General features: G+C 60.6%; 19 protein-coding genes. 17 read left to right on the top strand and 2 right to left on the bottom strand.

Annotated features, from left to right (window positions below):
• The first annotated feature begins 192 nt into the window (after positions 1-192).
• The 5 genes from DW233_RS01375 (at position 193) to DW233_RS01355 (ending at position 6,567) form a co-directional block, all read left to right on the top strand.
• A complete protein-coding gene (locus DW233_RS01375) occupies positions 193-513 on the top strand; it encodes a hypothetical protein (protein ID WP_118237004.1) in 321 nt (106 codons plus the stop codon).
• Between the two features lie 121 nt (positions 514-634).
• A complete protein-coding gene (feoB, locus tag DW233_RS01370; protein WP_118266315.1) occupies positions 635-2,995 on the top strand; it encodes a ferrous iron transport protein B in 2,361 nt (786 codons plus the stop codon).
• Positions 2,996-3,119: 124 nt separating this feature from the next.
• On the top strand, positions 3,120-4,304 hold the full coding sequence (locus DW233_RS01365; protein ID WP_117757110.1) for an MFS transporter: 1,185 nt from the start codon (positions 3,120-3,122) through the stop codon (positions 4,302-4,304).
• 319 nt (positions 4,305-4,623) lie between these two features.
• Positions 4,624-6,000, top strand: a complete 1,377-nt coding sequence (locus DW233_RS01360; RefSeq protein WP_118266313.1) for an alpha-amylase family glycosyl hydrolase — start codon at positions 4,624-4,626, stop codon at positions 5,998-6,000.
• 3 nt (positions 6,001-6,003) lie between these two features.
• Positions 6,004-6,567: a uracil-DNA glycosylase family protein gene (locus DW233_RS01355; protein ID WP_118266311.1), complete on the top strand. Its 564-nt coding sequence runs from the start codon at positions 6,004-6,006 to the stop codon at positions 6,565-6,567.
• Position 6,568: 1 nt separating this feature from the next.
• Here DW233_RS01355 and DW233_RS01350 read toward each other — a convergent pair whose 3' ends face one another.
• A complete protein-coding gene (locus DW233_RS01350) occupies positions 6,569-7,231 on the bottom strand; it encodes a hypothetical protein (RefSeq protein ID WP_118266309.1) in 663 nt (220 codons plus the stop codon).
• 93 nt (positions 7,232-7,324) lie between these two features.
• On the opposite strand from DW233_RS01350, the gene DW233_RS01345 reads away from it, so the two are divergent.
• The 12 genes from DW233_RS01345 to rpsJ all read left to right on the top strand — a co-directional run bounded on the left by DW233_RS01345 (position 7,325) and on the right by rpsJ (position 25,476).
• Positions 7,325-8,461 (top strand): pyridoxal phosphate-dependent aminotransferase, encoded by a 1,137-nt coding sequence (locus tag DW233_RS01345; RefSeq protein ID WP_118266307.1) that lies wholly within the window; start codon positions 7,325-7,327, stop codon positions 8,459-8,461.
• A gap of 503 nt (positions 8,462-8,964) precedes the next feature.
• On the top strand, positions 8,965-9,486 hold the full coding sequence (gene rplJ, locus DW233_RS01340; protein WP_118266306.1) for a 50S ribosomal protein L10: 522 nt from the start codon (positions 8,965-8,967) through the stop codon (positions 9,484-9,486).
• Positions 9,487-9,588: 102 nt separating this feature from the next.
• A complete protein-coding gene (gene rplL / locus DW233_RS01335) occupies positions 9,589-9,966 on the top strand; it encodes a 50S ribosomal protein L7/L12 (protein ID WP_006235005.1) in 378 nt (125 codons plus the stop codon).
• Positions 9,967-10,279: 313 nt separating this feature from the next.
• The gene (locus DW233_RS01330; RefSeq protein ID WP_117786148.1) at positions 10,280-11,188 is read left to right on the top strand and encodes a UTP--glucose-1-phosphate uridylyltransferase; all 909 of its coding nucleotides are present in this window, start codon (positions 10,280-10,282) and stop codon (positions 11,186-11,188) included.
• Between the two features lie 350 nt (positions 11,189-11,538).
• Positions 11,539-14,967: a DNA-directed RNA polymerase subunit beta gene (locus DW233_RS01325; protein WP_233503781.1), complete on the top strand. Its 3,429-nt coding sequence runs from the start codon at positions 11,539-11,541 to the stop codon at positions 14,965-14,967.
• A gap of 6 nt (positions 14,968-14,973) precedes the next feature.
• The gene (locus DW233_RS01320) at positions 14,974-19,449 is read left to right on the top strand and encodes a DNA-directed RNA polymerase subunit beta' (RefSeq protein ID WP_187361807.1); all 4,476 of its coding nucleotides are present in this window, start codon (positions 14,974-14,976) and stop codon (positions 19,447-19,449) included.
• A 385-nt stretch (positions 19,450-19,834) separates the two neighbouring features.
• On the top strand, positions 19,835-20,353 hold the full coding sequence (locus DW233_RS01315) for an RNA polymerase sigma factor (protein ID WP_187364957.1): 519 nt from the start codon (positions 19,835-19,837) through the stop codon (positions 20,351-20,353).
• Positions 20,304-21,380: a DUF4179 domain-containing protein gene (locus tag DW233_RS01310; RefSeq protein ID WP_117862229.1), complete on the top strand. Its 1,077-nt coding sequence runs from the start codon at positions 20,304-20,306 to the stop codon at positions 21,378-21,380. The genes DW233_RS01315 and DW233_RS01310 overlap by 50 nt, the downstream gene beginning before the upstream one ends.
• Positions 21,381-22,062: 682 nt before the next feature.
• Entirely contained in the window at positions 22,063-22,440 is a 378-nt protein-coding gene (gene rpsL, locus DW233_RS01305; protein ID WP_006235012.1) for a 30S ribosomal protein S12, read from the top strand.
• Between the two features lie 73 nt (positions 22,441-22,513).
• Positions 22,514-22,987, top strand: a complete 474-nt coding sequence (gene rpsG / locus DW233_RS01300) for a 30S ribosomal protein S7 (protein WP_006235013.1) — start codon at positions 22,514-22,516, stop codon at positions 22,985-22,987.
• Between the two features lie 19 nt (positions 22,988-23,006).
• The gene (fusA, locus tag DW233_RS01295) at positions 23,007-25,106 is read left to right on the top strand and encodes an elongation factor G (RefSeq protein ID WP_022094183.1); all 2,100 of its coding nucleotides are present in this window, start codon (positions 23,007-23,009) and stop codon (positions 25,104-25,106) included.
• A gap of 61 nt (positions 25,107-25,167) precedes the next feature.
• A complete protein-coding gene (gene rpsJ, locus DW233_RS01290; protein ID WP_022094184.1) occupies positions 25,168-25,476 on the top strand; it encodes a 30S ribosomal protein S10 in 309 nt (102 codons plus the stop codon).
• A 116-nt stretch (positions 25,477-25,592) separates the two neighbouring features.
• Here the strand turns inward: rpsJ and DW233_RS01285 are convergent, their stop codons facing one another.
• Entirely contained in the window at positions 25,593-26,369 is a 777-nt protein-coding gene (locus tag DW233_RS01285; protein ID WP_118266304.1) for a biotin--[acetyl-CoA-carboxylase] ligase, read from the bottom strand.
• Between the last annotated feature and the right edge of the window lie 52 nt (positions 26,370-26,421).

Here is a 26,421-nt window from a genome sequence, read left to right as displayed (position 1 = left end):
CACGGTCGTCGCTCCGCATCCCGTCCGTTGGCGCAAATGGTGCCAAATGTAACCTGTCCCCCTTGCACGCTTGTCCCCCTTGCACCAATCTGTTGATTGAACGTCGTTGCGTGTTCACGGTTTCTGGGCAAGCCGTCTCGCAGCAAAGGAGACTAGATGGCCATTTCAAAAAGTCTGCTTAGAGGAGGAGCCATGCTTGAGGGTACGTATGTGGTTTCGGCCCAGACGCCGGTGGGGAGTAGACGCGGCGAGGTGACGTTTTCGCATGGGGTGAACGGCGCGTTCAGGGCAGTGCTAAACGTCAGGGGTCTCAATATCGCTCTCTCGGGTGCCCGCGCTGAGTGCGATTTCTTTGAGCTCTCGGGTACTATCTCCCACGTCTTGATGGGCAAGGTGCCCTTTACATGCACGGGGTCGGTCGAGGGTGATCGACTCACCGCTACCGCGCGGTCGGGTTCCGTTTCGATCTCGCTGAGCGGTATGCGCAAAGAGCTTTCGGGGCGCACGGCATAAAGTTTGCGCAGGTAAACATCGGTATTTGACTTTATAAAATAGTTCAGAGCGCTATCATTTGGCGTTACGAGTTGGTTAGCCCCGGTAAACGGTTAGCCGCGTCTAACGAAAGGATGAGCGCGTGAAGCTCGATACGCTCGAGATTGGAAAGGACGCCGTTGTCGCATCGGTGGCATCGGACGATCAGGCACTCCGACAGCATATTTTGGACATGGGCCTAACACCGGGCACCGAAGTCACCATGATGAAGTACGCCCCTATGGGCGATCCACTCGAGATTCGCCTGCGTGGCTACGAGTTGACGCTGCGCAAGGACGATGCCGCTCGCATCGAGCTCGTGGGTATCCACGACACCGATACGGGTCCGCGCGCTAACGCCGCAATCGGCACGACGGAGCACCCGGCACTGGGCGAGGGCACGTATTCGCCCCGCGCGGCCAAGACGGCCGTGCCCGAGGGTGCGCCGCTGCATTTCGCCCTCGCCGGCAACCAAAACTGCGGCAAGACCACGCTGTTCAACCAGCTGACGGGCTCCAACCAGCATGTCGGTAACTTTCCTGGCGTGACGGTCGACCGCAAAGATGGCGCCATCCGCAACCACCCCGAGGCAAGCGTTACCGACCTGCCCGGCATTTACTCTCTGTCGCCGTACACGGGCGAGGAGATCGTAAGCCGCCAGTTTATCCTGGATGAGCACCCCGACGCCATCATCGATATCATCGACGCCACCAACATCGAGCGTAACCTGTACCTGACGCTGCAGCTTATGGAGCTCGATCGCCCTATGGTTATCGCGCTCAACATGATGGACGAGGTGACGGCCAACGGCGGCGCCGTGGACGTCAACCTGCTCGAGAGCCTGTTGGGCGTGCCCGTTGTCCCCATTAGCGCTGCCCGCAACGAGGGTATCGGCGAGCTGGTGGAACATGCTCTGCACGTGGCGCGGTTCCGCGAGCGCCCCGGTCGCCTGGACTTCTGCGCGCCCGATGGTCCAGACGGCGGCGCGCTGCATCGCTGCATTCACGGCATCGCCAACCTTATCGAGGACCATGCCGCGACGGCCCACATCCCGGTGCGCTTTGCGGCGACCAAGTTGGTTGAGAGCGATGAGCTGGTGACCGAGGCACTTCATCTGGACCGTAACGAGCTCGACGCCATCGAGCACATCATTACCCAGATGGAGGGCGAAGCCGGCACCGACCGCCTGTCCGCACTGGCCGACATGCGCTTTACCTTTATCGGCGACATGTGCGGGCGTTGTGTTGTCAAGCCGCACGAGAGCCGCGAGCACGTGCGCTCCGTCAAGATCGACCGCATCCTGACGGGTCGCTACACGGCCATTCCGGCGTTCCTGGTGATCATGGGCCTCGTATTTTGGCTGACGTTTGGCGTGATCGGCGCGGCGTTGCAGGGCCTCATGGAGGACGGCATCGCTGCCGTCATCGCATCGGCTGATGCGGGTCTCAAGGCGTTCGGCACCAATGACGTAGTGCGCTCGCTAGCTGTCGACGGCGTGCTCACGGGCGTGGGCAGCGTGTTGACCTTTCTGCCGATCATCGTCGTACTTTTCTTGTTCCTCTCCATTCTGGAAGACTCGGGCTACATGGCGCGCGTGGCCTTTGTCATGGATAAGGTATTGCGCCGCTTTGGTCTGTCGGGCCGCAGCTTTGTGCCCATGCTCGTCGGTTTTGGCTGTACCGTGCCGGCCATCATGTCGACCCGCACACTCCCGTCCGAGCACGACCGCAAGATGACCGTTATGCTCACACCGTTCATGAGCTGTTCGGCCAAGCTGCCGGTCTACGGCCTTCTGTGCGGGGCGTTTTTCCCGCAGGCGACGGTTCCCGCCATGGTCTCGCTCTATCTGATCGGCATTGTGGTCGGCTGCATCGCGGCTCTGGTGCTCAACCGCACGGCATTTAAGGGCGACCCCGTGCCGTTTATCATGGAGCTCCCCAACTATCGCTTGCCGAGCGTTAAGACGACGGTGATGCTGGCATGGGATAAGGCCAAGGACTTCATCACCAAGGCCTTTACCATTATCTTTGCCGCTACGGTGGTCATCTGGTTCCTCCAGACGTTCGACATCCGCTTTAATGTGGTCGCCGATCAGTCGCAAAGTCTGCTTGCGGGCCTTGGTAGCATCATCGCGCCGGTGCTGGCGCCGCTCGGCTTTGGCGACTGGCGTGCATCGACGGCGCTCGTCACCGGACTTATCGCCAAGGAGAGTGTCATCTCGACCCTCACGGTGCTTTTGGGTGCAACGTCGCCCGCGGCACTGTCGACCATGTTTTCGCCGTTTACCGCTTACGTGTTCCTGGTCTTTACGCTGCTGTACCCGCCCTGCGTAGCGGCAATCGGCGCCGTTAAGAGCGAGCTGGGCGCGCGCTATGCCGTTGCCGTGTTCGCGTTTCAGGTGACGGTCGCCTGGATCGTGGCGTTTGTCGTGCATTCGGCGGGCATATTGCTGGGGTTGGCTTAGCTATTTATTGACGGCGCAACCCCTGTGTATTGAGTTGATTGCGGCCCCGCATCTGTTGCTGACGGATGCGGGGCCGTTGCTATATAATCGCCCACCGCTCAAGACAATCGGAGAGGTTTCCTACATGACTCAGACAAGGCAAGATGGCATCTCACTCAAGCAGTGGCTCCCGCTTATCGGGCTCGCCTGCTGCGCGTTCGTATTCAACACGTCGGAGTTCATGCCCATTGGCCTGTTGACCGACATTGCCGCGTCGTTCTCGCTTACCGAGTCCCAAGCCGGCATCATGATCTCGGTCTATGCTTGGGGCGTCATGCTGCTGTCGTTGCCGCTTATGGTGTTCGCTTCGCGCTTTGAGTTCAAGCGCATGCTGCTCGGCGTGCTCGCCGTGTTTTCTCTGGGTCAGTTCCTGTCCGCTGTGGCACCGACATATCCCATCCTGGTCTGTGCGCGCCTGGTGGTCGCTTGCGCACATGCCGTGTTCTGGTCGGTCGCCTCTATCATGGCCTCGCGCCTGGTCGACGCCCGCCACGGGGCGCTCGCCATCAGCATGATCGCCACGGGCTCGTCCATCGCGCAGATCTTTGGCCTGCCGATCGGCCGCGCCATCGGCCTGGCCGTGGGCTGGCGCATGACGTTTGCCGTGGTCGGGGCCCTCTCGGCTGTCGCGGTTGTCTACCAGGCTGCGGTGTTCCCGGCTATGCCGGTGGGTGAGCGCTTTACACTCAAACAACTTCCCGAGCTGCTCAAGAACCCGTTCCTCATCGCGCTTTATGCGGTCACGGTCTTTATGGCGACCGGCTATTATGCGGGTTACAGCTATATCGAGCCGTTCCTGGCACAGGTCGCGCACGTCGACGCGGGCGCCATCACTATGACGCTGACGGCGTTCGGCTGCTCTGGTCTGCTCGGAAGCTGGCTGTTTGGCCGCCTGTTCGATGGGCACCGGTTCCCGTTTCTCGCGATTACGCTCTCCGGCGTCCCGGTGGCTCTGCTGCTCATGGGTCCGGTTGCACCGTCGCTCGTCGCCGTTCTCGCTGTTTGCGCGCTATGGGGCTGCTGCTCCACGGCCTTTAACGTGGCGTTTCAGGCCGAGCTCATCAAGTACACGCCGGCAGACTCGTCGGCCGTCGCCATGTCGATCTTCTCGGGCCTGTTCAATCTGGGTATCGGCACGGGCACCGCAATCGGTGGCGCCGTGGTTTCGGGTCCCGGTATCGCTTGGATTGGCTTCGCGGGCGGGGCGATTACCGTCGTGGGCGTCATCCTCGCCATCACGGTAATGTTTCCGGCCATACGCCGCATGTGACAAAGGGACAGTCCCTTTGTCACATGCGGGCTTTTTTAGCTGCCCCATGTCCTGAATTGAGCTGCTTGCCACGAAATGGGCCTATCTACTAGTTTTTAGTGTTTACCCTCGACCACGTTGGGAAGTACGAAATTAAAACTGCAGGTAGAAAGCTTGTCGGTTTTACAAAAACGCGGGCGTGGTCGACCCGTGCGGGTCAAACGTAGTAGATGGGCCGCTTTCGTGGCGCGGCATAATCGAATGTGACAAAGGGACAGTCCCTTTGTCACATTCGGCATACAATGGGTGGCGTTGCGTGAAAGATTGTCGGGAGGTTGCTATGTGGGCATACGAGACGACGTTCTATCAAATCTATCCGCTGGGCTTTTGCGGAGCTCCGCGCGAAAACGCCGCGCCCGTTGCCGATGATGAACTCGCCCAGGCTGCCAACGCCGCGCCCAACCCTGATGCGCCCATCATGAAAATCGCCCAATGGGCCGACTACCTGCAAGAACTCGGTATTGGCGCTGCGCTCATTAACCCGCCGCTCGAATCCGACAGCCATGGCTACGACACGCGCAGTCTGCGCCATATCGATCGTCGCCTGGGCGGGGATGCCGACTTTGCCGCCGTGTGCGAGACGTTGCATGCCCACGGCATCCGCGTGGTGCTCGATGCGGTCTTCAACCATGTGGGCCGTGGCTTTTGGGCCTTCCGCGATGTGCAGGAGCGCAAGTGGGACTCGCCCTACAAGGACTGGTTCCACATTAGCTTTGACGGCGACTCCTGCTATGGCGACGGCTTTTGGTACGAGGGCTGGGAAGGCCATTTTGAGCTCGTGAAGCTCAACCTGCAAAATCCCGCCGTGGTCGACTACCTGCTCGAGTCCGTGCGCCGTTGGGCCGACGTATTTGGCGTCAACGGCCTGCGCCTGGACGTTGCCTATATGCTCGACCGCGACTTTATGCGCCGCCTACACTCCTTTACCCGTGAGCTCAAGCCCGACTTTGTGCTGATCGGCGAGACGCTCCACGGCGACTACAATCAGATCGTCAACGACGAGATGCTCGACTCCTGCACCAACTATGAGTGCTACAAGGGCCTGTACTCCAGCTTTAACTCGGTCAATATGTTCGAGATCGCACATTCGCTGCACCGTCAGTTTGGCGGCGACCCCTGGTGCATCTACCGCGGCAAGCACCTGCTGTCGTTTGCCGACAACCACGACGTGCCGCGCCTGGCGAGCATCCTCACCGACAAGTCCTGTCTGCGCCCCGCCTATGGCATGCTCTTTGGCATGCCGGGCATTCCGTGTGTCTACTATGGCAGCGAGTGGGGGATTGCCGGCGAAAAGGACGGCCCCGATGGCGACTGGGCGCTGCGCCCTGCGCTCGATGAGCCTGCGCCCAACGAGCTGACGGCGTTCATTACGCAGCTCACGCACCTGCGCTCGACAGACGATGCGGCGGCACGCGCTCTCAACTACGGTGCGTACCGCAACGTGGTGATTCAGAACAAGCAGCTGCTGTTCGAGCGCGCCTGTGACGATGCGACGGTGCTCGTGGCGGTCAATGCCGTGAACGAGCCCTATACCTTTGGAGCCGGCGAACTCAACGGCTCCTTCGTTGACCTGCTTGCCGACGATGCGCCCACGGTCGAGCTGCCGGGCTCCCTTGAGCTTGCGCCCTACGAGGTGCGCTATCTGTTGAGGGCCTAGGCCATGCCTGTGTCTGACGAGGGCTATCAACATATTGAGCATGGGTTTGAGCCCGTGTTCGACCAACACTCGCGCGTTTTGGTGCTCGGGTCGTTTCCCTCGGTGCTTTCGCGCGCCAATGCCTTTTATTACGGCAACCCTCAGAATCGCTTTTGGCGCGTGATGGCCGCGTGCCTCGGTGTGCCCGTGCCGCCCAACGAGGGCGATCCTTTGGCGGATGGCGAGCCCGCGAAGCTCGACGCCTCGATTGCCGCCAAGCGATCCATGCTGCTGAACGGTGGCGTAGCCCTGTGGGATGTGATCGAGAGTTGTGACATCAAGGGCTCGAGTGACGCCAGCATCAAAAACGTTGTGCCGGCTCGCGTTGAGCTTATCACGAGCAACGCGTCCATTGAGCAAGTGATATGCAACGGCGGTACGGCGGGGCACCTCTACAAGCGCTATCTGCAGGAGCGGACGTGCCTGCCCGCTGTCGTATTGCCGTCAACAAGTCCCGCTAACGCGGCATGGCGCCTGGAGCGCCTTGTTGAGCGCTGGCGCGAGGCCGTTGACTGGGCGGCACTGTAATTTAGATATTTGGCTGAGCACGGGTGCCGAGGCGTTTGATGGTGGCATGCCAAATTGGCGCGGGCAGCGCGGGCTTGGCGCGCACCATACCGTCGGTATCGACGCTACCGGCATTGCCGCCGCCAAGCAGCTGCGCATGCTCAATGGAGCAGCCCATGCGCATAGCGCCCACAAGCTTATCTATCGCTTCCGAAAACGGTCGCCGCAAGAGGCCCATACGCGGGGAGTGGCGAAGCGCCGCAATACCGCTGCCGGCACAGACGACAACGCCGCCACACCACAATTGGTCATGGCGCTCACATGCCTTGTGCAGACGAACGGCGGTCCCGCGCGCCTGTTTAGTGCCCTCTTGTGCGGCTCGAATCGCGGCATAGACGCGCGTTCCCGTACCACCAAAGCGCTCAAGCGCCTGCTCGATAGCTGTCAACGTCTCATCGTCAGCCACATCTTCAATGGCCAGCACGATGCCATCGGCAACGCTGCCGGTATTATCCGCTTCCAAATCGATCGGGCGGGGGAGCGTGGTGCCAGAAAGCTGAGCATAGGCCGCGATGGCATCCTGCAGGTCCCAAAGCAAAAACTCAAGATCGGTGCTCTCGGGAATACTGATATACGCAATGGTTTGCAACGTTTTTGGTACATCGCCGCGTGCGGTCGTCTCCATGCCGCCTCCTTTCCGGTTCGTTTCCGTTTAGGTTACACCGTCTGGCGGCGCCTCGCCGCGCTATCCTAGTGCAACCCTTACGAAAGGAACGCCATGCGTCTGCCTATGAACACCTCGCTTGCCACGCTCAAGCCCTCCGGCATCCGCCGGATCAACGCGCTCGCCGCCCAGCACCCAGGGTGCATCGCGCTTGCGCTTGGCGAGCCCGATTTTCCCACGCCCGATGTGATTAGCGCCGAGGTGACGGCCTCGCTCGACCGCGGCGACACGCACTATCCGCCCAACAACGGTCGCCCCGCCCTGCGCGAGGCACTGTCTGCCTACATGGGGGATGCGCGCCTGGCGTTTTCCGCCGACGAGGTCATCCTGACCGACGGCGCGACCGAGGCCCTGTCGGCAACATTCATGGCTATGCTCAACCCCGGCGACGAGGTTATTATCCCCACGCCGGCTTTTGGTCTGTACGAGAGCATCGTCGTGGCCAATCACGCCAAAGCGGTCTTTTTGGATACGGAACCTGCGCAATTTCAGGTTGACGAGGAAGCGCTTCGCGCCTGTGTGACCCCAGCGACCAAGGCCATCGTCATCTGCTCGCCCAACAATCCCACGGGCTGCATCCTCAACGCGGCATCGCTCGATGCCGTGGCGCGCGTGGCGGAACAGACGGGCATCTACGTGGTCTGCGACGACGTGTACAACCGCCTCGTCTATGTGGATGGCTACGAGCGCTTTGCCCAGCGCCACCCGGAGCTGCGCGAGCAGACGGTAGTCATCGAGAGCTTCTCCAAGCCCTGGGCCATGACCGGCTGGCGCTTGGGCTGGCTCGCCGCTACAACCCCCGTCATCGCCGAGATCGCAAAGGCCCACCAATACCTAGTATCGAGCGCCGTCTCCTTCGAGATGGACGCCGCAGCCCGAGCCCTCACCGTCGACCCAACCCCCATGCTCAAAGTCTACCGAGCCCGCCGCGAGCGCGTACTCGCAGCCTTAGACGCCATGGATCTCGACGTAGTGGAACCAGCCGGCGCCTTCTACGCCTTCCCCAGCATTAAACAGTACGGCCTGACAAGCGAAGACTTCTGCATCAAAGCCATCAAAGAGGCCAACGTAGCCCTAGTCCCCGGAAACTGCTTCGGCACCGAAGGCTACATCCGCCTCAGCTACTGCGTCTCCGACAAAGATCTGGACGAAGGCCTCCGCCGCCTGTCCACCTTCCTTTCAACCTTTTAGCCCTCAGGGATGCAACACATCAGCCCACCGACCCAAGCATTATGAGTGGGGCACGTCGCTCAACGGACACGAGGATTCGCAGCAAAGTTACCGCAGCTCCGGTCCGAGGGGCCGGGTTGAGATTTTCGTAGATTCCGCACGAGCCGAAGAGCACTTAATGTGCTCTTCGTGCGAGCCAGGACTTGACCGAGCGAAAATCTCAACCCGGCCCCTCGGACCGGAGCGTATGCAGGGTTTGTGTACGAATCCTCGCGCCCGTTGACCGACGCCGGGGTCCCCGCCATAATACTTTCAGTTCACGCACGAATCCGCTGCCAGAGACAGCCGGTGCAAACGGGCATCGCCCGCGAGCTTAATGGGATATCCCGCCAGCCGAGGTGGTCGAGTAGATATGTCTTCTCGCCCCCGTCGCTCATGCAGCGCGGGGGCTTTCTTTTTGGACATGCCCCCGTCACGTCCTTGTGGCGGACCGTGCCCGGAAAGAATTCGAGGAGGTGTAATTCATGCCCCAGCAGTACAAAATCGACAAGGTTGCAGAGATCGAGTCCCGTATCGCCGAGAACGCCGGTCTGTTTGTCGTCAACTACAACGGTCTGACGGTTAAGCAGGCTCAGGAGCTGCGTCATCAGCTTCGCGAGTGCGGCGCCGAGATGAAGGTCTACAAGAACAACCTGGTCAAGATCGCTCTCAAGAACCAGGAGCAGCCCGAGATCGACGAGATCCTCGCCGGCCCCGTCGCTTATGTGTTCTACGAGACCGAGCCGGTCGAGGCCGCTAAGGCCCTTAAGGACTTCTCTGCTAAGTCCAAGGGCGTCCTTGAGATCAAGGGCGGTATCTCCGACGGCAAGGCCGTTTCCGCTGATGATGTTAAGGCTATCGCCGAGCTGCCCGCCAAGGATCAGCTTCTCGGCCAGATCGCCGGTCTCATCTCCGGTTTCGCTCGCGACATCGCTGTCTGCGTCAACGGCGTTTCCTCTGGTCTCGCTCGTTCGATCCAGCAGGTCTCCGAGCAGAAGGCAGCCTAGTCGCTGTTTTCACCCGCGGCGGCAACGCCGCACCCCTGGCGCATTCGCGCCGTGTTTTAACTGATCTCCGTGCATCCGCACGGAAACCGAAAGGACTTAGAAATGGCTAAGCTTACCACCGATGAGATCATCGATGCTCTTAAGGAAATGACCCTTCTCGAGGCTTCCGAGCTCGTCAAGGCTATCGAGGACACCTTCGGCGTTTCCGCCGCTGCTCCTGCTGCTGTTGTCGCCGCTCCCGCTGCTGGCGCTGCTGAGGCCGAGGAGAAGACCGAGTTTGACGTCGTGCTCGAGGGCTTCGGCGACAACAAGATCCAGGTCATCAAGGCCGTCCGTGAGCTCACCAACCTTGGCCTGAAGGAGGCCAAGGAGGTCGTCGAGGGCGCTCCCAAGGCTGTTCTCGAGGGTGCCAAGAAGGAGGACGCCGAGGCTGCCAAGGAGAAGCTCGAGGCTGCTGGCGCTGCTGTCACCCTCAAGTAATCAGGCTTTCTCGCCAGATTCCTTTGCAGACGGGGTTCGCATTGCGAGCCCCGTCTTTTTGTTTATCGGTCCTTCGGCATCGGTTGCTCAAACTGCCATGTTCTGTGATTTGGGTCGTATCGGGTGCCCTGCCGTTGGGCAATAAAATTGCACCATTCGAGCAATAATTTGCGTTGACCTGCTGAAGAATTGTCTCTGCCTTGTAGCGACATATAGTTCCAGCGGTAAGATGCTTGGGTATCGCAATTTGGTCTGCGGCTGTGTGCCGCACGCATGGGGCGCTTTTGCGCCTGCGAAAGGATCTTTGAATAACATGAAGGCAATCATCCCCGCCGCCGGTCTTGGCACGCGTTTTCTGCCTGGCACCAAGTGCACGCCCAAAGAGATGCTGCCGGTGCTCGACAAGCCCGTCATTCAGTACGTCGTCGAGGAGGCGCTCGAGCCCGAGGAGGTCGACGATGCCATCATCGTTACTTCTCCCGGTAAGCCCGAGCTACTGAACTACTTCCAGCCTGATCGCTCGCTCGAGAACCTGCTGCGCGAGCGCGGCAAGAACGCCTATGCCGATGCCGTCGCCCACGCTGGCGGTATGCCGGTCGACTTCCGTTATCAGTACGAGCCCAAGGGCCTCGGCCATGCTATTCGCTCTGCTGCCGACGCCGTGGCAGGGGAGAACTTCCTGGTTCTTCTGGGCGACTACGTTGTGCCTAACCGCGATATCTGCGACAAGATGCTCGCCGTTTCCAAGGAGCACGGTGGCGCTTCGGTTATCGCCGTCGCTGCTTGCTCGCCCGAGGAAGTCAGCCGCTACGGCGTTATCGCCGGCGAGCGCGTCGGTTCGCTCGAGGGCGCCGAGGGCGTTGCCGATGCCGAGCCGGGCGCTGTCTGGCGCATCGGCGGTCTGGTCGAGAAGCCCGCTCCCGAGGCGGCTCCGTCCAACCTGTACATCGTCGGTCGCTACCTGCTGAGCCCGCTGGTCATGGACTTGCTGGCAGATCAGCAGGCCGGCAAGGGCGGCGAGATCCAGCTCACCGACGCCATGGCCCGTTCGCTCGACCGCGAGGCCATGTACGCCGTCGTCATCGACCCACTGTCGGGCTACGACACTGGCACTCCCTCTGGTTGGATGGCCACTAACGCCCTCATGGCTGCAAACGACCCCCGCTTTGCCGATGCCTTCTGGGACGCCATCGACGAGCGCGGCGGATTGATGCGCAAGTAAGCCTTCGGGCACCGACATTTACGGGCGTGGACCTCGGTTCGCGCCCGTTTTTTATAAGAGCTGCGATTGCTGGCTCTCTGTTCACAGAAAATATATGAACAGATGTTCGGTACATACCTATCTACCTGCACCTTTTCTGTCGAAAAACTTTGCTACTCCAAAAACTCAATCGCGTCAAGGCTTTTCTTGCCCAACGGTCGGTACCTGATAAACTATTAGGTTGCGATAACTGGCGAAGCTATGCCTCGCCAACCCACCGAGCATTTCCGTGAAGGAGGAAAAACCTGGTGACCTACGCATACACTGCCACTGAGCGCAAGCGCGTCAGCTTCGGGAAAATCCCGGAGGCCATGGAGCTCCCCAACCTTATCTCTGTTCAAAGGGAATCCTTTGAGCGTTTTAAGGACGAGGGTCTTCGTGAGGCGTTCAAGGAATCCAGCCCCATCCAGAGCCAGAACCATGTTCTCGAGGTTACCTTCGGCGAGCATCAGTTCGGCGACCCCGCGCACACCGTCGAGGAGTGCCGCGAGAAGGATATGACCTATCAGGCTCCGCTTCTGACCGACGTCCGTCTCACCAACAAGGAGACCGGCGAGATCAAGGAGCAGCTCGTCTTCATGGGCGACTTCCCCATGATGACCGATCAGGGCACCTTCATCATCAACGGTACCGAGCGTATCGTCGTCTCGCAGCTCGTCCGCTCCCCGGGCGTGTACTACAGCTCCGAGATGGATTCGGGCAAGCAGATCTACAAGGCCCAGATCATCCCGTCCCGCGGTGCCTGGCTTGAGTTTGAGGTCGACAAGCGCGACCAGCTCATGGTCTCCATCGACCGTAAGCGCAAGCAGAGCGCCACGATGTTCCTGCGCGCCCTTGGCATCGCCGTCACCAACGACGACATCATCGAGCTGCTCGGTAACTCCGATGTGATCAAGCGTACCCTGGAGCGCGACACCGCTCTCACTCGCGAGGACGCCCTCATCGAGATCTACCGTCGTCTGCGCCCGGGCGAGCCTCCCACCGTGGACGCTTCCCGCAGCCTGCTCGAGGGCCTGCTCTTTAACCCGCAGCGCTACGACCTGGCCCGCGTCGGTCGTTACAAGGTCAACAAGAAGCTCAACCTCACCACCGAGGAAGAGGTCACGGTGCTCACCGACGAGGATATCGTCGCGACGCTGCGCTACCTGCTGTCCCTCGCTGCCGGCGAGCAGGGCTTCAAGGTCGACGACATCGACCACTTCGGCAACCGCCGCATCCGCACCGTCGGCGAGCTCGTCGCCAACCAGTTCCGTATCGGCATGAGCCGTATGGAGCGCGTCGTCCGTGAGCGCATGAGCTCCCAGGACATCGACGAGATCACCCCGCAGTCGCTCATCAACATCCGCCCGATCGTGGCCTCCATCAAGGAGTTCTTCGGTTCCTCGCAGCTCTCGCAGTTCATGGACCAGGCGAACCCCCTGACCGGTCTGACCCACAAGCGCCGTCTGTCCGCACTCGGCCCTGGTGGTCTTGCCGGTCACAAGTCCGGCTCCAGCCGCCGCACCAACGTGCCGACGGCCGTCCGCGACGTTCACAACTCGCACTACAGCCGCATGTGCCCGATCGAGACCCCCGAAGGCCCCAACATCGGCCTGATCGGCTCGCTCGCCCTCTACGCCCGCGTCAACGAGTATGGCTTTATCGAGGCCCCGTTCCGTCGCGTCGAGAACGGCGTTGCCACCGACCAGATCGACTGGATGACCGCTGACGAGGAAGAGAAGCACGTCATCGCGCCGGCCAACACGCCGCTCGATCCCAAGACCAACGAGTTCATCACGACCGATGCCGAGGGCAAGATCGTCCGCCCGCACACCGTGATCGCCCGTACCCGCGACTTCGACGGCTCCTTCGGTGCTCCCGCCGACGTGCCCGTCGAGGACGTCGACTACATGGACGTCTCGCCCCGTCAGATGCTCTCCGTCGCAGCCACGCTGATCCCGTTCCTCGAGCACGACGACGCCAAGCGTACGCTGATGGGCGCTAACATGCAGCGTCAGGCCGTGCCGCTGGTTCACCCCGCCGCTCCCTATGTCGGTACCGGCATGGAGCGTCGCGCCGCTCTGGACTCCGGCGAGGTCACCCTGGCCAAGAATGCCGGCGAGGTCATCTTTGCCGACGCCGCCAAGATCATCGTCAAGCATGCCGGCGGCATGGACGAGTATCACCTGGCCAAGTACCAGCGCTCCAACCAGTCCACCTGCATCAACCACCGTCCGCTCGTGCGCGTCGGTGACACCGTTGAGCAGGGCGAGCCCCTGGCTGACGGTCCTTCGACCGATCATGGCGAGCTCGCACTGGGTCAGAACCTCACTGTGGCCTACATGCCGTGGGAAGGCTTTAACTACGAGGACGGTATCGTCGTGTCCGAGCGCCTGGTGGCCGAGGACCTGCTGACGACCATCAACATCACCCGTCACGAGATCGACGCCCGCGACACCAAGCTCGGCCCCGAGGAGATCACCCGCGAGATCCCGAACCTCTCCGAGGACATGCTTGCCAACCTCGACGAGGACGGCATCATCCGCATCGGCGCCGAGGTCGGCCCTGGCGACATCCTGGTCGGCAAGGTCACGCCTAAGGGCGAGAGCGCTCTGACCGCCGAGGAGCGCCTGCTGCGCGCCATCTTCGGTGCCAAGGCCCACGACGTCCGCGATACCTCCCTTAAGATGCCTCACGGCGCTTACGGCCGCGTCATCGATGTCGTCCGCTTTAGCCGCGAGAACGGCGACGACCTGGCCCCCGGCGTCAACGAGCAGGTGCGCGTCTACGTCGCCCAGCGTCGTAAGATCCAGCAGGGCGATAAGATCGCCGGCCGCCACGGCAACAAGGGTGTTATCTGTAACGTTCTGCCGGTCGAGGACATGCCCTACATGGCTGACGGTACCCCGATCGACGTTATCCTCAACCCGCTGGGCGTTCCTTCGCGTATGAACGTCGGCCAGCTGCTCGAGTGCCACCTTGGCTGGGCTGCTGCCTGCGGTTGGGATACCGAGCAGGCCGACTCCGACAAGTACGTCCCCGGTCCGTTCTTCACCGCTACGCCCGTCTTCGACGGCGCCAAGGAGGACGAGATCGCCGAGGTCATTCGTCGTGCCAACAAGAACATGCTCAACAAGGCCACCGCTGCCTTTGGCGATCACATGCGCCCCGAGTTCGTCACCCAGCTTGACGAGCGCGGCAAGACTCGTCTGTTCGACGGCCGCACCGGCGAGGAGTTCCGCGAGCCCATTACCGTGGGTACGTCCTACATCCTCAAGCTCGGCCACATGGTCGACGACAAGATCCACGCCCGTTCGACCGGCCCTTACAGCCTGGTTACCCAGCAGCCTCTGGGCGGCAAGGCCCAGTTCGGCGGCCAGCGCTTCGGCGAGATGGAAGTTTGGGCACTGTACGCTTACGGTGCTTCCAACGTCCTGCAGGAGATCCTGACCGTCAAGTCCGACGATACCGTGGGCCGCGTCAAGACCTACGAGTCCATCGTCAAGGGCGAGAACGTTCCTGTCCCGGGTATCCCCGAGTCCTTCAAGGTTCTCGTCAAGGAGATCCGCTCCCTCGCGCTGGACATCGAGCCCATGCACGATGCCGACGAGGACGCCTCCGCCCCTGTGACCGCCGAGGAGACCTCTGCTCTCGACGACCTGGCTGCGCTCGCCGGCGTTGACACCGACGTCGAGGCCGAGGATGCCGAGACCGCCGAGGCACCCGAGGCTGTCGCCGCCACGACCACTGATAAGGAGTAGTTGACTGTGGCAGATTTCGAAGCTACTGATTTTGACTCGGTAAAGATCTCCCTTGCCTCCGCCGACCAGATCCGTTCCTGGTCGCACGGTGAGGTCAAGAAGCCGGAGACCATCAATTACCGTACCCTCAAGCCCGAGAAGGACGGCCTGTTCTGCGAGAAGATCTTCGGTCCCGCCAAGGACTGGGAGTGCTCCTGCGGCAAGTACAAGGGCATCCGCTTTAAGGGCATCGTCTGCGAGCGCTGCGGCGTCGAGGTCACCTCGGCCAAGGTGCGTCGCGACCGCATGGGCCACATCGAGCTCGCCGCTCCCGTGTCCCACATCTGGTACTTCAAGAGCCCCACGAGCTTCCCGATGAGCCGTATGCTCGACATCAAGTCCAAGGACCTCGAGAAGGTTCTGTACTTTGCCAGCTACATCATCACCGAGGTTGACTATGAGGCCCGCGAGGCCGACGCCGACGACCTGCGCGAGGAGCTCGCCGCCGATCTGGAAGAGATCGATGCCGAGTGCGCCCGCCAGATCGAGTCCCTCAAGGAGCAGGGCGACCCCGAGAACTTTGACGAGTTCTCCGACGAGGAGCCGCTGACCCCCGAGGAGATCGCCTCCGGCATCGTCGACATCGAGGAAGAGTGCAAGGACGAGAAGCAGCTCCGCACGGACGCCTTCAACGCCTTCATGAAGCTCACCGAGCGCGACCTCATCTCCGATGAGCCGCTGTTCCGCGAGATGACCCGTTACTACTCCATGTACTTCAAGGGTGGTATGGGTGCCGAGGCCGTCCGCGACCTGCTCGCTGCCATCGACCTCCCCTCCGAGGCCGAGAAGCTCAAGGCCATCATCGCTGACGAGGATTCTCAGAAGCAGAAGCGCGAGAAGGCCGTCAAGCGCCTCGAGGTCGTTGACGCCTTCCTGAAGGGCGGCAACAGCCCCGCGAACATGATCCTGGACGTCATCCCGGTCATTCCGCCCGATCTGCGCCCGATGGTCCAGCTCGACGGCGGTCGCTTTGCCGCGTCCGACCTCAACGACCTGTACCGTCGCGTGATCAACCGTAACAACCGACTCAAGCGCCTGCTCGACCTGGACGCCCCTGCGATCATCGTGAACAACGAGAAGCGCATGCTCCAGGAGTCCGTGGACGCCCTGTTCGACAACGGCCGTCGTGGTCGCCCGGTCTCTGGCCGTGGCGGTCGCCCGCTCAAGTCGCTCGCCGAGGCCCTCAAGGGCAAGCAGGGTCGTTTCCGCCAGAACCTGCTGGGTAAGCGTGTCGACTACTCCGGCCGTTCGGTTATCGTTACCGACCCCAAGCTGCTGCTGCACCAGTGCGGTCTGCCCAAGACCATGGCGCTGGAGCTCTTCAAGCCCTTCGTCATGAAGCGCCTGGTCGAGCTTGGCAAGGTCGAGAACATCAAGGGCGCCAAGCGCGCTATCGACCGCGGTGCCACCTTTGTGTGGGATATCCTCGAAGAGGTCATCGACGGCCGCGTCGTGCTGCTCAACCGCGCACCGACCCTGCACCGTCTGTCCATCCAGGCCTTTGAGCCGGTTCTGGTCGAGGGCAAGGCTATCCACCTGCACCCGCTGGTCTGCTCGCCCTTCAACGCCGACTTCGACGGCGACCAGATGTCTGTCCACGTGCCGCTGTCCAGCCAGGCTCAGGCCGAGGCTCGCGTGCTCATGCTCTCTGCGAACAACCTGCGCTCGCCGGCATCCGGCAAGCCGGTCAACATCCCCTCGCAGGACATGATTATTGGTGTGTACTACCTGACCCAGGTCCGCGACGGTCTGCCGGGCGAGAACCACGTGTTCGCCAGCTTCGACGACGCGCTGCACGCCTATGACTGCCGCTCCGAGGTCGACATGCAGGCCAAGATTCAGGTCCGCGTGTCCGCTGCCGACGCCAATGTCATCAACGAGGACGGCACCCGTATCTTCCGCGTCAAGAACGGCAAGAACGAGTTCGTCGACTACGACGTCACCGGCAACAAGACCGCGCGCTTCGAGACCTCCATCGGCCGCATCATCTTCAACCGCCAGTGCCTGCCCGAAGACTATGAGTTCATGAACTACAAGATGGTCAAGGGCGATGTGGCCAAGCTGGTTGCGGACTGCTGCGATCGTTACCCCGAGGCCAAGGTCGGTCCGATCCTCGACGCCATCAAGTACTCCGGCTTCCACTACGCTACCCGCGCCGGCCTCACCATCTCGGTGTGGGACGCTCTCATCCCTGCCGAGAAGCAGGAGCTGCTCGATCGCGCCCAGGCCAACGTCGACCAGATCAACGAGTACTTCGAGGAGGGCTTCATCAACGAGACGGAGCGCCACATCGAAGTCGTTAACGAGTGGACCGCTTGTACCGATAAGGTTGCAGCGCTCATGCTCGACTTGTTCGACGAGGAGAACCCGCTCTACATGATGGCCGACTCCGGCGCCCGTGGTTCTAAGACCCAGCTGCGTCAGCTCGGCGGCATGCGTGGCCTGATGGCAGACATGTCCGGCGAGACGATCGACCTTCCCATTAAGGCGAACTTCCGCGAGGGCCTGCTGCCGCTCGAGTACTTCATTTCGACCTACGGCGCCCGTAAGGGCCTGGTCGATACCGCATCCCACACCTCGGACTCTGGTTACCTGACCCGTCGTCTGGTCGACGTGGCCCAGGACGTCATCGTCCGCGAGGAGGACTGCGGTACGCACGAGGGCGTCACCTACAACCTCATCATCCCCGGCACCACCGACCTCAACACCGACCTCGTCGGCCGTTGCTTCATTGAGGACGTCGTGGCTCCCGATGGCACCGTGCTCTTTGAGCAGGACGGCTACATCGAGAAGGTCGCTGACATCCAGAAGATGGTCGATGCCGGCCTTAAGAAGGTCAAGCTTCGCGCGCTGCTCACCTGCCGCTCCAAGTACGGCGTGTGCCAGAAGTGCTACGGCTGGGATCTTTCCACCCGTCGTCCGGTCGCCATCGGTACCGCGGTCGGCATTATTGCCGCCCAGTCCATCGGCGAGCCCGGTACGCAGCTTACGATGCGTACCATTCACTCCGGCGGCGTCGCTGGCGTCGACGATATTACGCAGGGTCTGCCTACGGTCAGCCGTATGTTCGATATCGTCGGCAACGTCAACGAGAAGATCCTGGGTCGCGAGGCCGAGCTGGCTCCGTACTCTGGTCACCTCTCGATTAAGCCCGAGAAGTCCGAGTACGTGCTGACGCTCACCGACTCCGAGGATCACACCCGTGTCCTCGACGAGCGTCGCGTCCCCGCTTCGGTGCGTTTCATGCCCGAGATCGAGGACGGCTGCGAGGTTCGCGCTGGCGACCAGATCACCAAGGGCTTCGTCAACTTCCGCAACCTGCGCAAGCTGACCGACATCGAGTCGACGATGCACACCTTCGTCGAGAGCGTCAAGGACGTCTACACCAGCCAAGGCGTCGACCTGAACGACAAGCACATCGAGGTGCTCGCACGTCAGATGCTGCGTCGCGTTCAGATCACCAACCCCGGCGACTCCAAGTACCTGCTTGGTCAGTACGTCGACCGCTACGAGTTCGCTGACGAGGTCGAGCGCGTTGCCCGTCTGGGCGGTCAGGCTCCCGTGGCCGAGCCCGTCATCCTGGGTACGCTCAAGGTCGCGTCCAACATCGACTCCTGGCTGTCGAGCGCTTCGTTCATCCGTACCGCCGGCGTCCTTACCGAGGCTGCCATCGAGGGCAAGGTCGACCACCTGCTCGACCTTAAGTCCAACGTCATCGTCGGTAAGAAGATCCCGGCTGGTACCGGCCTCAAACCGTATGCCAACGCCAAGCTGACGTATCGCACGGCCGACGGCTACGTGGACATCGACGGCCCGGCTTCGCCCAACGCCAAGTCGCTGCCTGAGTGGGCCCCTGTGGAGCTCAAGGACCTGGACGAGCAGCTCCCGCAGCAGCTCGACTGGGCCGGCTACGACGAGTTCGGTGGTGCTGACGGTTCGTTCACCCGCAACGGCCATACCATCTCCGCCGAGAAGGCTCGCCTGTACCTGTTCGACGACCTGGGCGTGTCGCAGCGTTGGACCAACAAGTTCAGCGAGGTCGGCATCGAGACGGTCGGCGACCTGGTCGGCAAGTCCGAGGAGGATCTGCTGCGCATCGATGGTATCGGTGCTAAGGCGATCGAGGAGCTCCGTGACGGCCTGGAGGCCCACGACCTGCTCTACATCCTCGAGAACAACGACGACGTTGCCGACGAGGAAGACCTCTCGCAGCTGCTGCAGATGGTCTTTAGCCCCGACGGTCCGGACGATATCCTGCTGGGTACCTCCGCTCCGACGCATCACGCCGACGCCGACGAGGAGCTCCTGGGCGCCCCGATCGACGACAAGAAGGCTCCCGCCAACGGCGCGATCAACGAGGACATGGCGTCCCTCGACGAGCTGCTCAACCAGCTCGTAGACACCGACGACGCCGAAGAGGCCAAGGACAACGACGAGGAATAATTTCCTAGTACGTTAACCGCCCTTCCAAAGACCCGCTTCCCAACAGGGGAGCGGGTCTTTTTTGGTGAGGAACGTTGCCCCGACGAGCACGTCGGATTCCCGGAACGGGCGGCCCGCTGTTAAAGTTTGTCGCGAGTTCCGCACGCAAAGGAAAGCACTTAATGTGCTTTCCGTCTTGTGCAGGACTGTAGAGCAGCAAACTTAAACAGCGGGCCGCCCGTTCCGGGAATCCGCCCCCGCGCACAGAAGGGGATTCCTTTTGCCAATAAGGGACAGGTTTATTTTGGTCGGTTTTTCATGCTTGAATTTGAAACATTTCGCCCGACAAGAGCGTATCTATGGTGAGGGCCTCATCGAGAACCATTAATGTCACCGGGAGGTGATTATGGAAGAACAAGCTTTTAGACAGGCGGTCGAAGACCACCGGGATGTCGTGTTTCGGATCGCATTGACGTATCTGCGTGATCGCGCTGACGCCGACGATGTCGCTCAAGACGTCTTTCTTAAGTTGCTCAAAAGCGACGCGCAATTTGAAAACTGGGAGCATCTTCGTCGATGGCTTATCCGGGTCACGATCAATGAATGTAAATCTCTCTTTCGAAAGCCGTGGAGGCGCGTGGAGGATATTGAGAATCTGGCCGATTCGCTTTCGACGGCGCAGGAGGAGACCAAGGCGGTCCTGTCAGACGTTATGCGACTTCCGGAGCGATTCCGTATTCCTATCGTGCTCTATTACTATCTGGGCTTCTCGACTTCAGAAATTGCCGAGTTACTGCATGTGCCAGCCGCGACCGTTCGAACGCGTTTAGCTCGCGGCAGATCGAAGCTCAAGTTCATCCTAGAGGAGGGCGACCGTGAAATCCAACCAGATCAAGCAGGCCTTCGAGTCCGTCCAAGCCGATAGCGATCTTGCTGACCGTGTTCTTTATGCCGCTGCTGGCGAGCCGCTTCGCCGAAAGGGTCACGCGAAGCCTCTGTATGTTGCCGTAATCGGATGTCTTGCCGGAGTGCTGGCGACCGGAGGGGTCGCCTACGCTGTTGTCAATTCCAGTTATTTTGCCTCTGCCTGGGGAAACCATGGCAACGGAGAGTCCGTTACCTGGACAAATGGCGGCTCGTCGGGGACGAAATATACCTACACCAGAGAGTTTGGTGATGGTATCGCGCCCCAAAGCCTGGAGGGTGCAGTCCAGAAGGTCAATCTGTCCGTCGAGGGCAACGGCTATACGCTCGACATTCATGAGATGGCAATCGACGAGAACGGTTGCGGTGCTGTGACGTTTACATTGTCCAATCCGAATGGCGTTAACTACTACAAGCCGGCGGCAGAGCTTGGCGAACTTGTTCTCTATGGTGAAGAAGAAGGGGGCGTCAGTACACCCAGCATGAACTTCGGCGAGGAATGGGCTGATACACGCTGCACCATTGATAAAGACACATCAAGCGACACGGTCATTAACGGCACGATGTACTTTGCATCTTGGAATCGCGATCGAGATTTACGACATGCGGTCACCTGGAATATCAGTTGGACGGAGGGCAAAGGTGAGGATGCGAAGGTGATCGAGGTATCGACGCCAGAGTTTAACGTCGGAGCGCACGTCGATACAAAAGAACTCCGCTCCGATGACTCGCCTCTCGAGATCAGTCCGTTTTCCATCCAGACGCACATCGATGATCTGGGCTATGAAGCAGTTGATCATAAACTGACCGTCACCTACAAGGATGGGTCAGAGCAGATTATCGAAGATGACGACGCAGGGGCGTACAATTTCTATGTTTCGATGGGACGCAATAGCGGAGAGAACATTTGGGTGCCAACGAAGTTGATTGATGTCGACCAAGTGGTTTCAGTAACGCTCGAAGGCACACGCTGCACTTCAACAGGGGGCGCCGAAACGTCGGAACCCTTTACCATCGTCTATTCGTAAGATTTGGGGCCGCTTTCTACTAGGGGAAGCGGCCTTCTTTGCGGTAAATGGGCGGTTAGACCGCACGATATTCGCCTGCATTCCTGAAGTATGCGGCAAAATCTTGATGGGTCGACCACACCGTATATGCTCAAGCGCTCTACCTGCGGGTTTATTATCGCAAAACCCCGGTGCGCTCGGCGGGTCCAGAATTTGCCGCATACTTCCGAAAGCGCCGCCGATTTCCATGCGACAGGTGAGAGCAGATCACCGTTGGAGCGCGACGTTTCCCCAGATAAAACCGACCAAAATAAACCTGTCCCTTTTTGGCAGGTAACGTTGCCCCGACGAGCACGTCGGATCCCCGGCCCGGGCGGCACAGGGGTTAAGTTTGTCGCGAGTTCCGCACGAGCCGGAGGCCACTTAATGTGGCCTCCGTGCGAGCCAGGACTGTAGAGCAGCAAACTTAACCCCTGTGCCGCCCGGCCCGGGAATCCGCCCCCGCGCACAGGAGGGGATTCCTTTTGTGTAGGCTTTGCGGAAATGTGCCAATTTTGGGATACGCCCGGCGGCGTGGTCTGTTGACGGCACAGCTAACGGCACGTATCCTATCGAACTGCGTGTTTCGTAGGGGGATGCTGACCCCTCGATTCAAGCCGTTGCACTTTACAGAGAGCTGGAATCATTCGAGAAGGAGTACGCTTTGCCTACTATTAACCAGCTGGTTCGCCAGGGCCGTCGTTCCGTGCCCAAGAAGTCCAAGAACGCTGCTCTGCAGCACAACTCCCAGAAGCGCGGCGTGTGCACCCGCGTCTTCACCACGAGCCCCAAGAAGCCGAACTCGGCTCTTCGTAAGGTTGCCCGTGTTCGCCTTGTCAACGGCATCGAAGTTACTGCTTACATCCCGGGTGAGGGCCACAACCTGCAGGAGCACTCCATCGTGCTCGTCCGCGGCGGTCGTGTCCGTGACCTCCCTGGTGTCCGTTATCACGTCATCCGTGGCGCCTACGACGCTGCTCCGGTCCAGAACCGTATGCAGGCCCGTTCCAAGTACGGTGCTAAGCGCCCCAAGGCTAAATAAGCCAGATAACGTTTTGATACTTTCGCCGTGTGCCGCCTAAGCGCCGCACGGTAGACACTTAAGGAGATTTCACATGCCGCGTCGTGCAGCAGCTAATCGTCGTGAGGTTCAGCCTGACGCCGTTTACAACAACCGCCTGGTGACTCAGCTCATCAACAAGGTCCTTCTTGACGGCAAGAAGGCCACCGCTGAGCGCATCGTTTACACCGCTTTCGAGATCGTTGCCGAGAAGTCCGAGGGTGGCGACGCTCTCGCTACCTTCAAGAAGGCTATGGACAACGTCAAGCCCACGCTCGAGGTTAAGCCCAAGCGTGTCGGTGGCGCTACCTATCAGGTCCCGATGGAGGTCAACTCCCGTCGTTCCACCGCTCTGGGTATCCGTTGGATCGTCAACTTCTCCCGCGCTCGCAAGGAGAAGACCATGGCCGAGCGTCTCGCCAACGAGATCCTCGACGCCTCCAACGGCCTGGGCGCTTCCGTCAAGAAGCGTGAGGACGTCTTCAAGATGGCCGAGGCCAACCGCGCGTTCTCTCACTATCGTTGGTAAGTTAAGGTAAGGAACTAACATGGCTAAGCCTAAGTACAAGCTTTCCGATACCCGTAACATCGGCATCATGGCCCACATCGATGCCGGTAAGACCACCACGACCGAGCGTATTCTTTACTACACCGGTAAGACCCACAAGATCGGTGAGGTCCATGAGGGCGCTGCCACCATGGACTGGATGGTTCAGGAGCAGGAGCGCGGCGTAACCATTACCTCCGCTGCTACCACCTGCTTCTGGAACAAGGACGGTAAGGACTACCGCATCCAGATCATCGACACCCCGGGCCACGTTGACTTCACCGCCGAGGTCGAGCGCTGCCTGCGCGTCCTCGATGGCGCTGTCGCCGTCTTCGACGCCGTTGCCGGCGTCCAGCCCCAGTCTGAGACCGTTTGGCGTCAGGCTTCTACCTTCAACGTCCCCCGCATCGCCTTCATCAACAAGTATGACCGCGTGGGCGCTGACTTCTTCAACGCTATCGAGACCATGAAGGATCGTCTCGACGCCAACGCCGTGGCCGCTCAGGTCCCGATGGGCGCCGAGGACAACTTCTGGGGCGTCATCGACCTCGTTACCATGACTGCATGGGACTTCAAGGCCGACGAGAAGGGCATGACCTACCCCGAGCCGATGGACGAGATCCCGGCTGAGTTTGCCGACATCGCTGCCACCAAGCGCGAGGAGCTCCTCGACGCTGCTGCCAGCTTTGACGACGAGCTCATGGAGAAGATCCTCATGGAGGAGGACTTCACCGTCGAGGAGCTCAAGGCTGCTCTGCGCAAGGGCGTTCTGGCCAACGAGCTCAACCTCGTCTTCGTGGGCTCCGCCTACAAGAACAAGGGCGTTCAGGAGCTGCTCGACGCTGTCGTCGACTACCTGCCCAGCCCGCTCGACGTTGAGGCCGTCACCGGTACCGATCCGGACACCGGCGAGGAGATCCAGCGTCATCCTTCCTTCGACGAGCCCTTCTCCGGCCTGGTCTTCAAGATCATGACCGACCCGTTCGTCGGTAAGCTCACCTACGTCCGCGTTTACTCCGGCCGCGCCGAGTCCGGCTCCTACGTTGTCAACGCTTCCAACGGTCAGCGCGAGCGCCTCGGCCGCATCCTCGAGATGAATGCCGCCGAGCGTATCGACCGTGACGACGCTGCCGCCGGCGACATCGTCGCTTGCGTCGGCTTCAAGAACTCCACCACCGGTGACACCCTGTGCGCCGAGGGCAAGGAGATCGTCCTCGAGAAGATCGAGTTCGCTAAGCCCGTTATTGACGTTGCCATCGAGCCCAAGACCAAGGCCGAGCAGGACAAGATGTCCCTGGCTCTGACCAAGCTCGCCGAGGAGGACCCGACCTTCCAGGTGTCCACCAACCACGAGACCGGCCAGACCATCATCGCCGGCATGGGCGAGCTGCACCTCGAGATCATCGTCGACCGTCTGCTCCGCGAGTTCAAGGTTGACGCTAACGTCGGTAAGCCCCAGGTTGCCTACCGCGAGACCGCTGGTCACGACGTCGAGAAGGCTGAGGGCAAGTTCGTCCGTCAGTCCGGCGGTCGCGGTCAGTACGGCCACGCCGTCATCAAGCTCGAGAAGATGGAGGAGGGCTTCGGCTACGAGTTCGTCAACGCTATCGTCGGCGGCGTCGTGCCCAAGGAGTACATCCCGTCCATCGACAAGGGCATCCAGGAGGCCCTGAACACCGGCGTTATCGCCGGCTTCCCGGTCCTCGACGTTAAGGTCACCCTGTTCGACGGTTCTTACCACGAGGTCGACTCCTCCGAGGCCGCCTTCAAGATCGCCGGTTCCATGGCTATCAAGGACGCCCTCAAGAAGTCCGATCCGCAGCTGCTCGAGCCGATCATGGCTGTCGAGGTCGAGACCCCCGAGCAGTACATGGGCGACGTTATGGGCAACCTCTCCGGTCGCCGCGGCAAGATCGAGGGCATGGAGGATCGCAAGAACAGCAAGCTCATCCGTGCCAAGGTGCCGCTGGGCGAGATGTTCGGTTACGCTACCGACCTTCGCTCCCAGACCCAGGGCCGTGCATCCTACACGATGCAGTTCGACTCTTATGAGCCCGCGCCCAAGTCCATCGTGGACGAGGTCATGAGTAAGAACGCCTAAGTTCGAGCTCCCTGTTACGTAATCCTGCGAGAACATCTCTCGCACTCTTTGGAGGTTTAAGTTGGCTACCCAGAAGATCCGCATTCGCCTCAAGGGCTATGATCACGAGGTCGTCGATCAGTCCGCGAAGCTCATCGTCGAGACTGCTCAGAAGACCGGCGCTCGCGTTTCCGGTCCTGTCCCCCTGCCCACCGAGCGCAACCTGTACACGGTTATCCGCTCGCCGCACGTGAACAAGGACTCCCGTGAGCAGTTCGAGATGCGCACCCACAAGCGCCTCATCGACATCCTCGACCCCACCTCGGGCACCGTTGATTCGCTCATGCGTCTCGACCTCCCCGCTGGCGTCGACATCGACATCAAGCTCTAAGCGATATCGCTCATAGCTTACAGAGCCCCGTTGCCATTACGGTAGCGGGGCTCTTTTGTTTTGCATGATGGGTTTTGACCGCCTGGTAATGCTGCTGAGTAGGTGGCTGCGGCGCCCTATTCGCCCAAGGGGCGCAGCGACGCCTCCTCAAAATGGAAGGATCGCAAGCCGTCTTCCGTTTCGATACACGCGCGTCCAAAGGTATCGACGGTTTTAAAGATGCCTCGCGCCAGTTCGTCTCCAGCGGGGGAGCGGGCGATAACGTGCTCCCCGATCCAATTGAGGTGAGCGATATATTCGCCTTGGACGGGCTCGAGCGGTCCGGTGTCTTCTTCCATGGCGTTGAGCAGATCTGCCCACGCGTCCACAGCGTTTACGACGGCGTGATAGACCTCCTTGAGTAATACATTGACGGCGGGAACGTTCTCGTTAAGGTCCGAGAGGCCGATTGCCGCCAGCCCACCATCGGGAACCTCCGAGGGCACATAGTTCACATTGACGCCAATGCCGCAGACGGCGAAGGGTTTGCCTTCGTTATCGCGTGCCGCCTCGACTAAGATGCCGCCGAGTTTGCGCCCTCGAGCGACCAAGTCGTTGGGCCATTTGAGGCCAATCTCGTTTGCAAGACCCTGTTTTTCGAGCGCCTCGAGCACCGCTAGGCCGCTGACGGCAGCAAGACCAGAGTACTTCGCAGGATTAACGCATGGACGCAGGACAATCGAAAGCAATAGGTTGCCGGCGGTTGAATCCCACTTGTGGCCGCGCCGGCCGCGTCCTGCTGTCTGAGCCCGGGCGGCAAGTCCTGTGCCGTGCGGCGCTCCCTGTTTTCCTGCTTCGAGCAGGTCATCGTTGGTCGATCCGGTTACGTCGACTATCGTTAATTTGGCATCCATAACGGCTGCTACCTCCTTAATGAATAAGTGAATAACGCAATGGTGTCGAGAG

The sequence above is a fragment of the Collinsella sp. AM20-15AC genome, from assembly GCF_003471405.1.
Classification (GTDB): domain Bacteria; phylum Actinomycetota; class Coriobacteriia; order Coriobacteriales; family Coriobacteriaceae; genus Collinsella.
Note: the sequence above shows the minus strand (reverse complement) of the source record. Positions and strands in the feature narration are given on the sequence as shown.

Bases quoted from the DNA above. Each gene is read 5' to 3' on its own strand.
- DW233_RS01365 (WP_117757110.1), top strand. From the start codon at position 3,120: ATGACTCAGACAAGGCAAGATGGCATCTCACTCAAGCAGTGGCTCCCG.
- DW233_RS01330 (WP_117786148.1), top strand. From the start codon at position 10,280: ATGAAGGCAATCATCCCCGCCGCCGGTCTTGGCACGCGTTTTCTGCCT.
- DW233_RS01315 (WP_187364957.1), top strand. From the start codon at position 19,835: ATGGAAGAACAAGCTTTTAGACAGGCGGTCGAAGACCACCGGGATGTC.
- DW233_RS01375 (WP_118237004.1), top strand. From the start codon at position 193: ATGCTTGAGGGTACGTATGTGGTTTCGGCCCAGACGCCGGTGGGGAGT.
- DW233_RS01355 (WP_118266311.1), top strand. From the start codon at position 6,004: ATGCCTGTGTCTGACGAGGGCTATCAACATATTGAGCATGGGTTTGAG.
- rpsG (WP_006235013.1), top strand. From the start codon at position 22,514: ATGCCGCGTCGTGCAGCAGCTAATCGTCGTGAGGTTCAGCCTGACGCC.
- rplJ (WP_118266306.1), top strand. From the start codon at position 8,965: ATGCCCCAGCAGTACAAAATCGACAAGGTTGCAGAGATCGAGTCCCGT.
- DW233_RS01360 (WP_118266313.1), top strand. From the start codon at position 4,624: ATGTGGGCATACGAGACGACGTTCTATCAAATCTATCCGCTGGGCTTT.
- DW233_RS01285 (WP_118266304.1), bottom strand. From the start codon at position 26,369: ATGGATGCCAAATTAACGATAGTCGACGTAACCGGATCGACCAACGAT.
- rplL (WP_006235005.1), top strand. From the start codon at position 9,589: ATGGCTAAGCTTACCACCGATGAGATCATCGATGCTCTTAAGGAAATG.
- DW233_RS01345 (WP_118266307.1), top strand. From the start codon at position 7,325: ATGCGTCTGCCTATGAACACCTCGCTTGCCACGCTCAAGCCCTCCGGC.
- DW233_RS01350 (WP_118266309.1), bottom strand. From the start codon at position 7,231: ATGGAGACGACCGCACGCGGCGATGTACCAAAAACGTTGCAAACCATT.
- fusA (WP_022094183.1), top strand. From the start codon at position 23,007: ATGGCTAAGCCTAAGTACAAGCTTTCCGATACCCGTAACATCGGCATC.
- DW233_RS01325 (WP_233503781.1), top strand. From the start codon at position 11,539: ATGGAGCTCCCCAACCTTATCTCTGTTCAAAGGGAATCCTTTGAGCGT.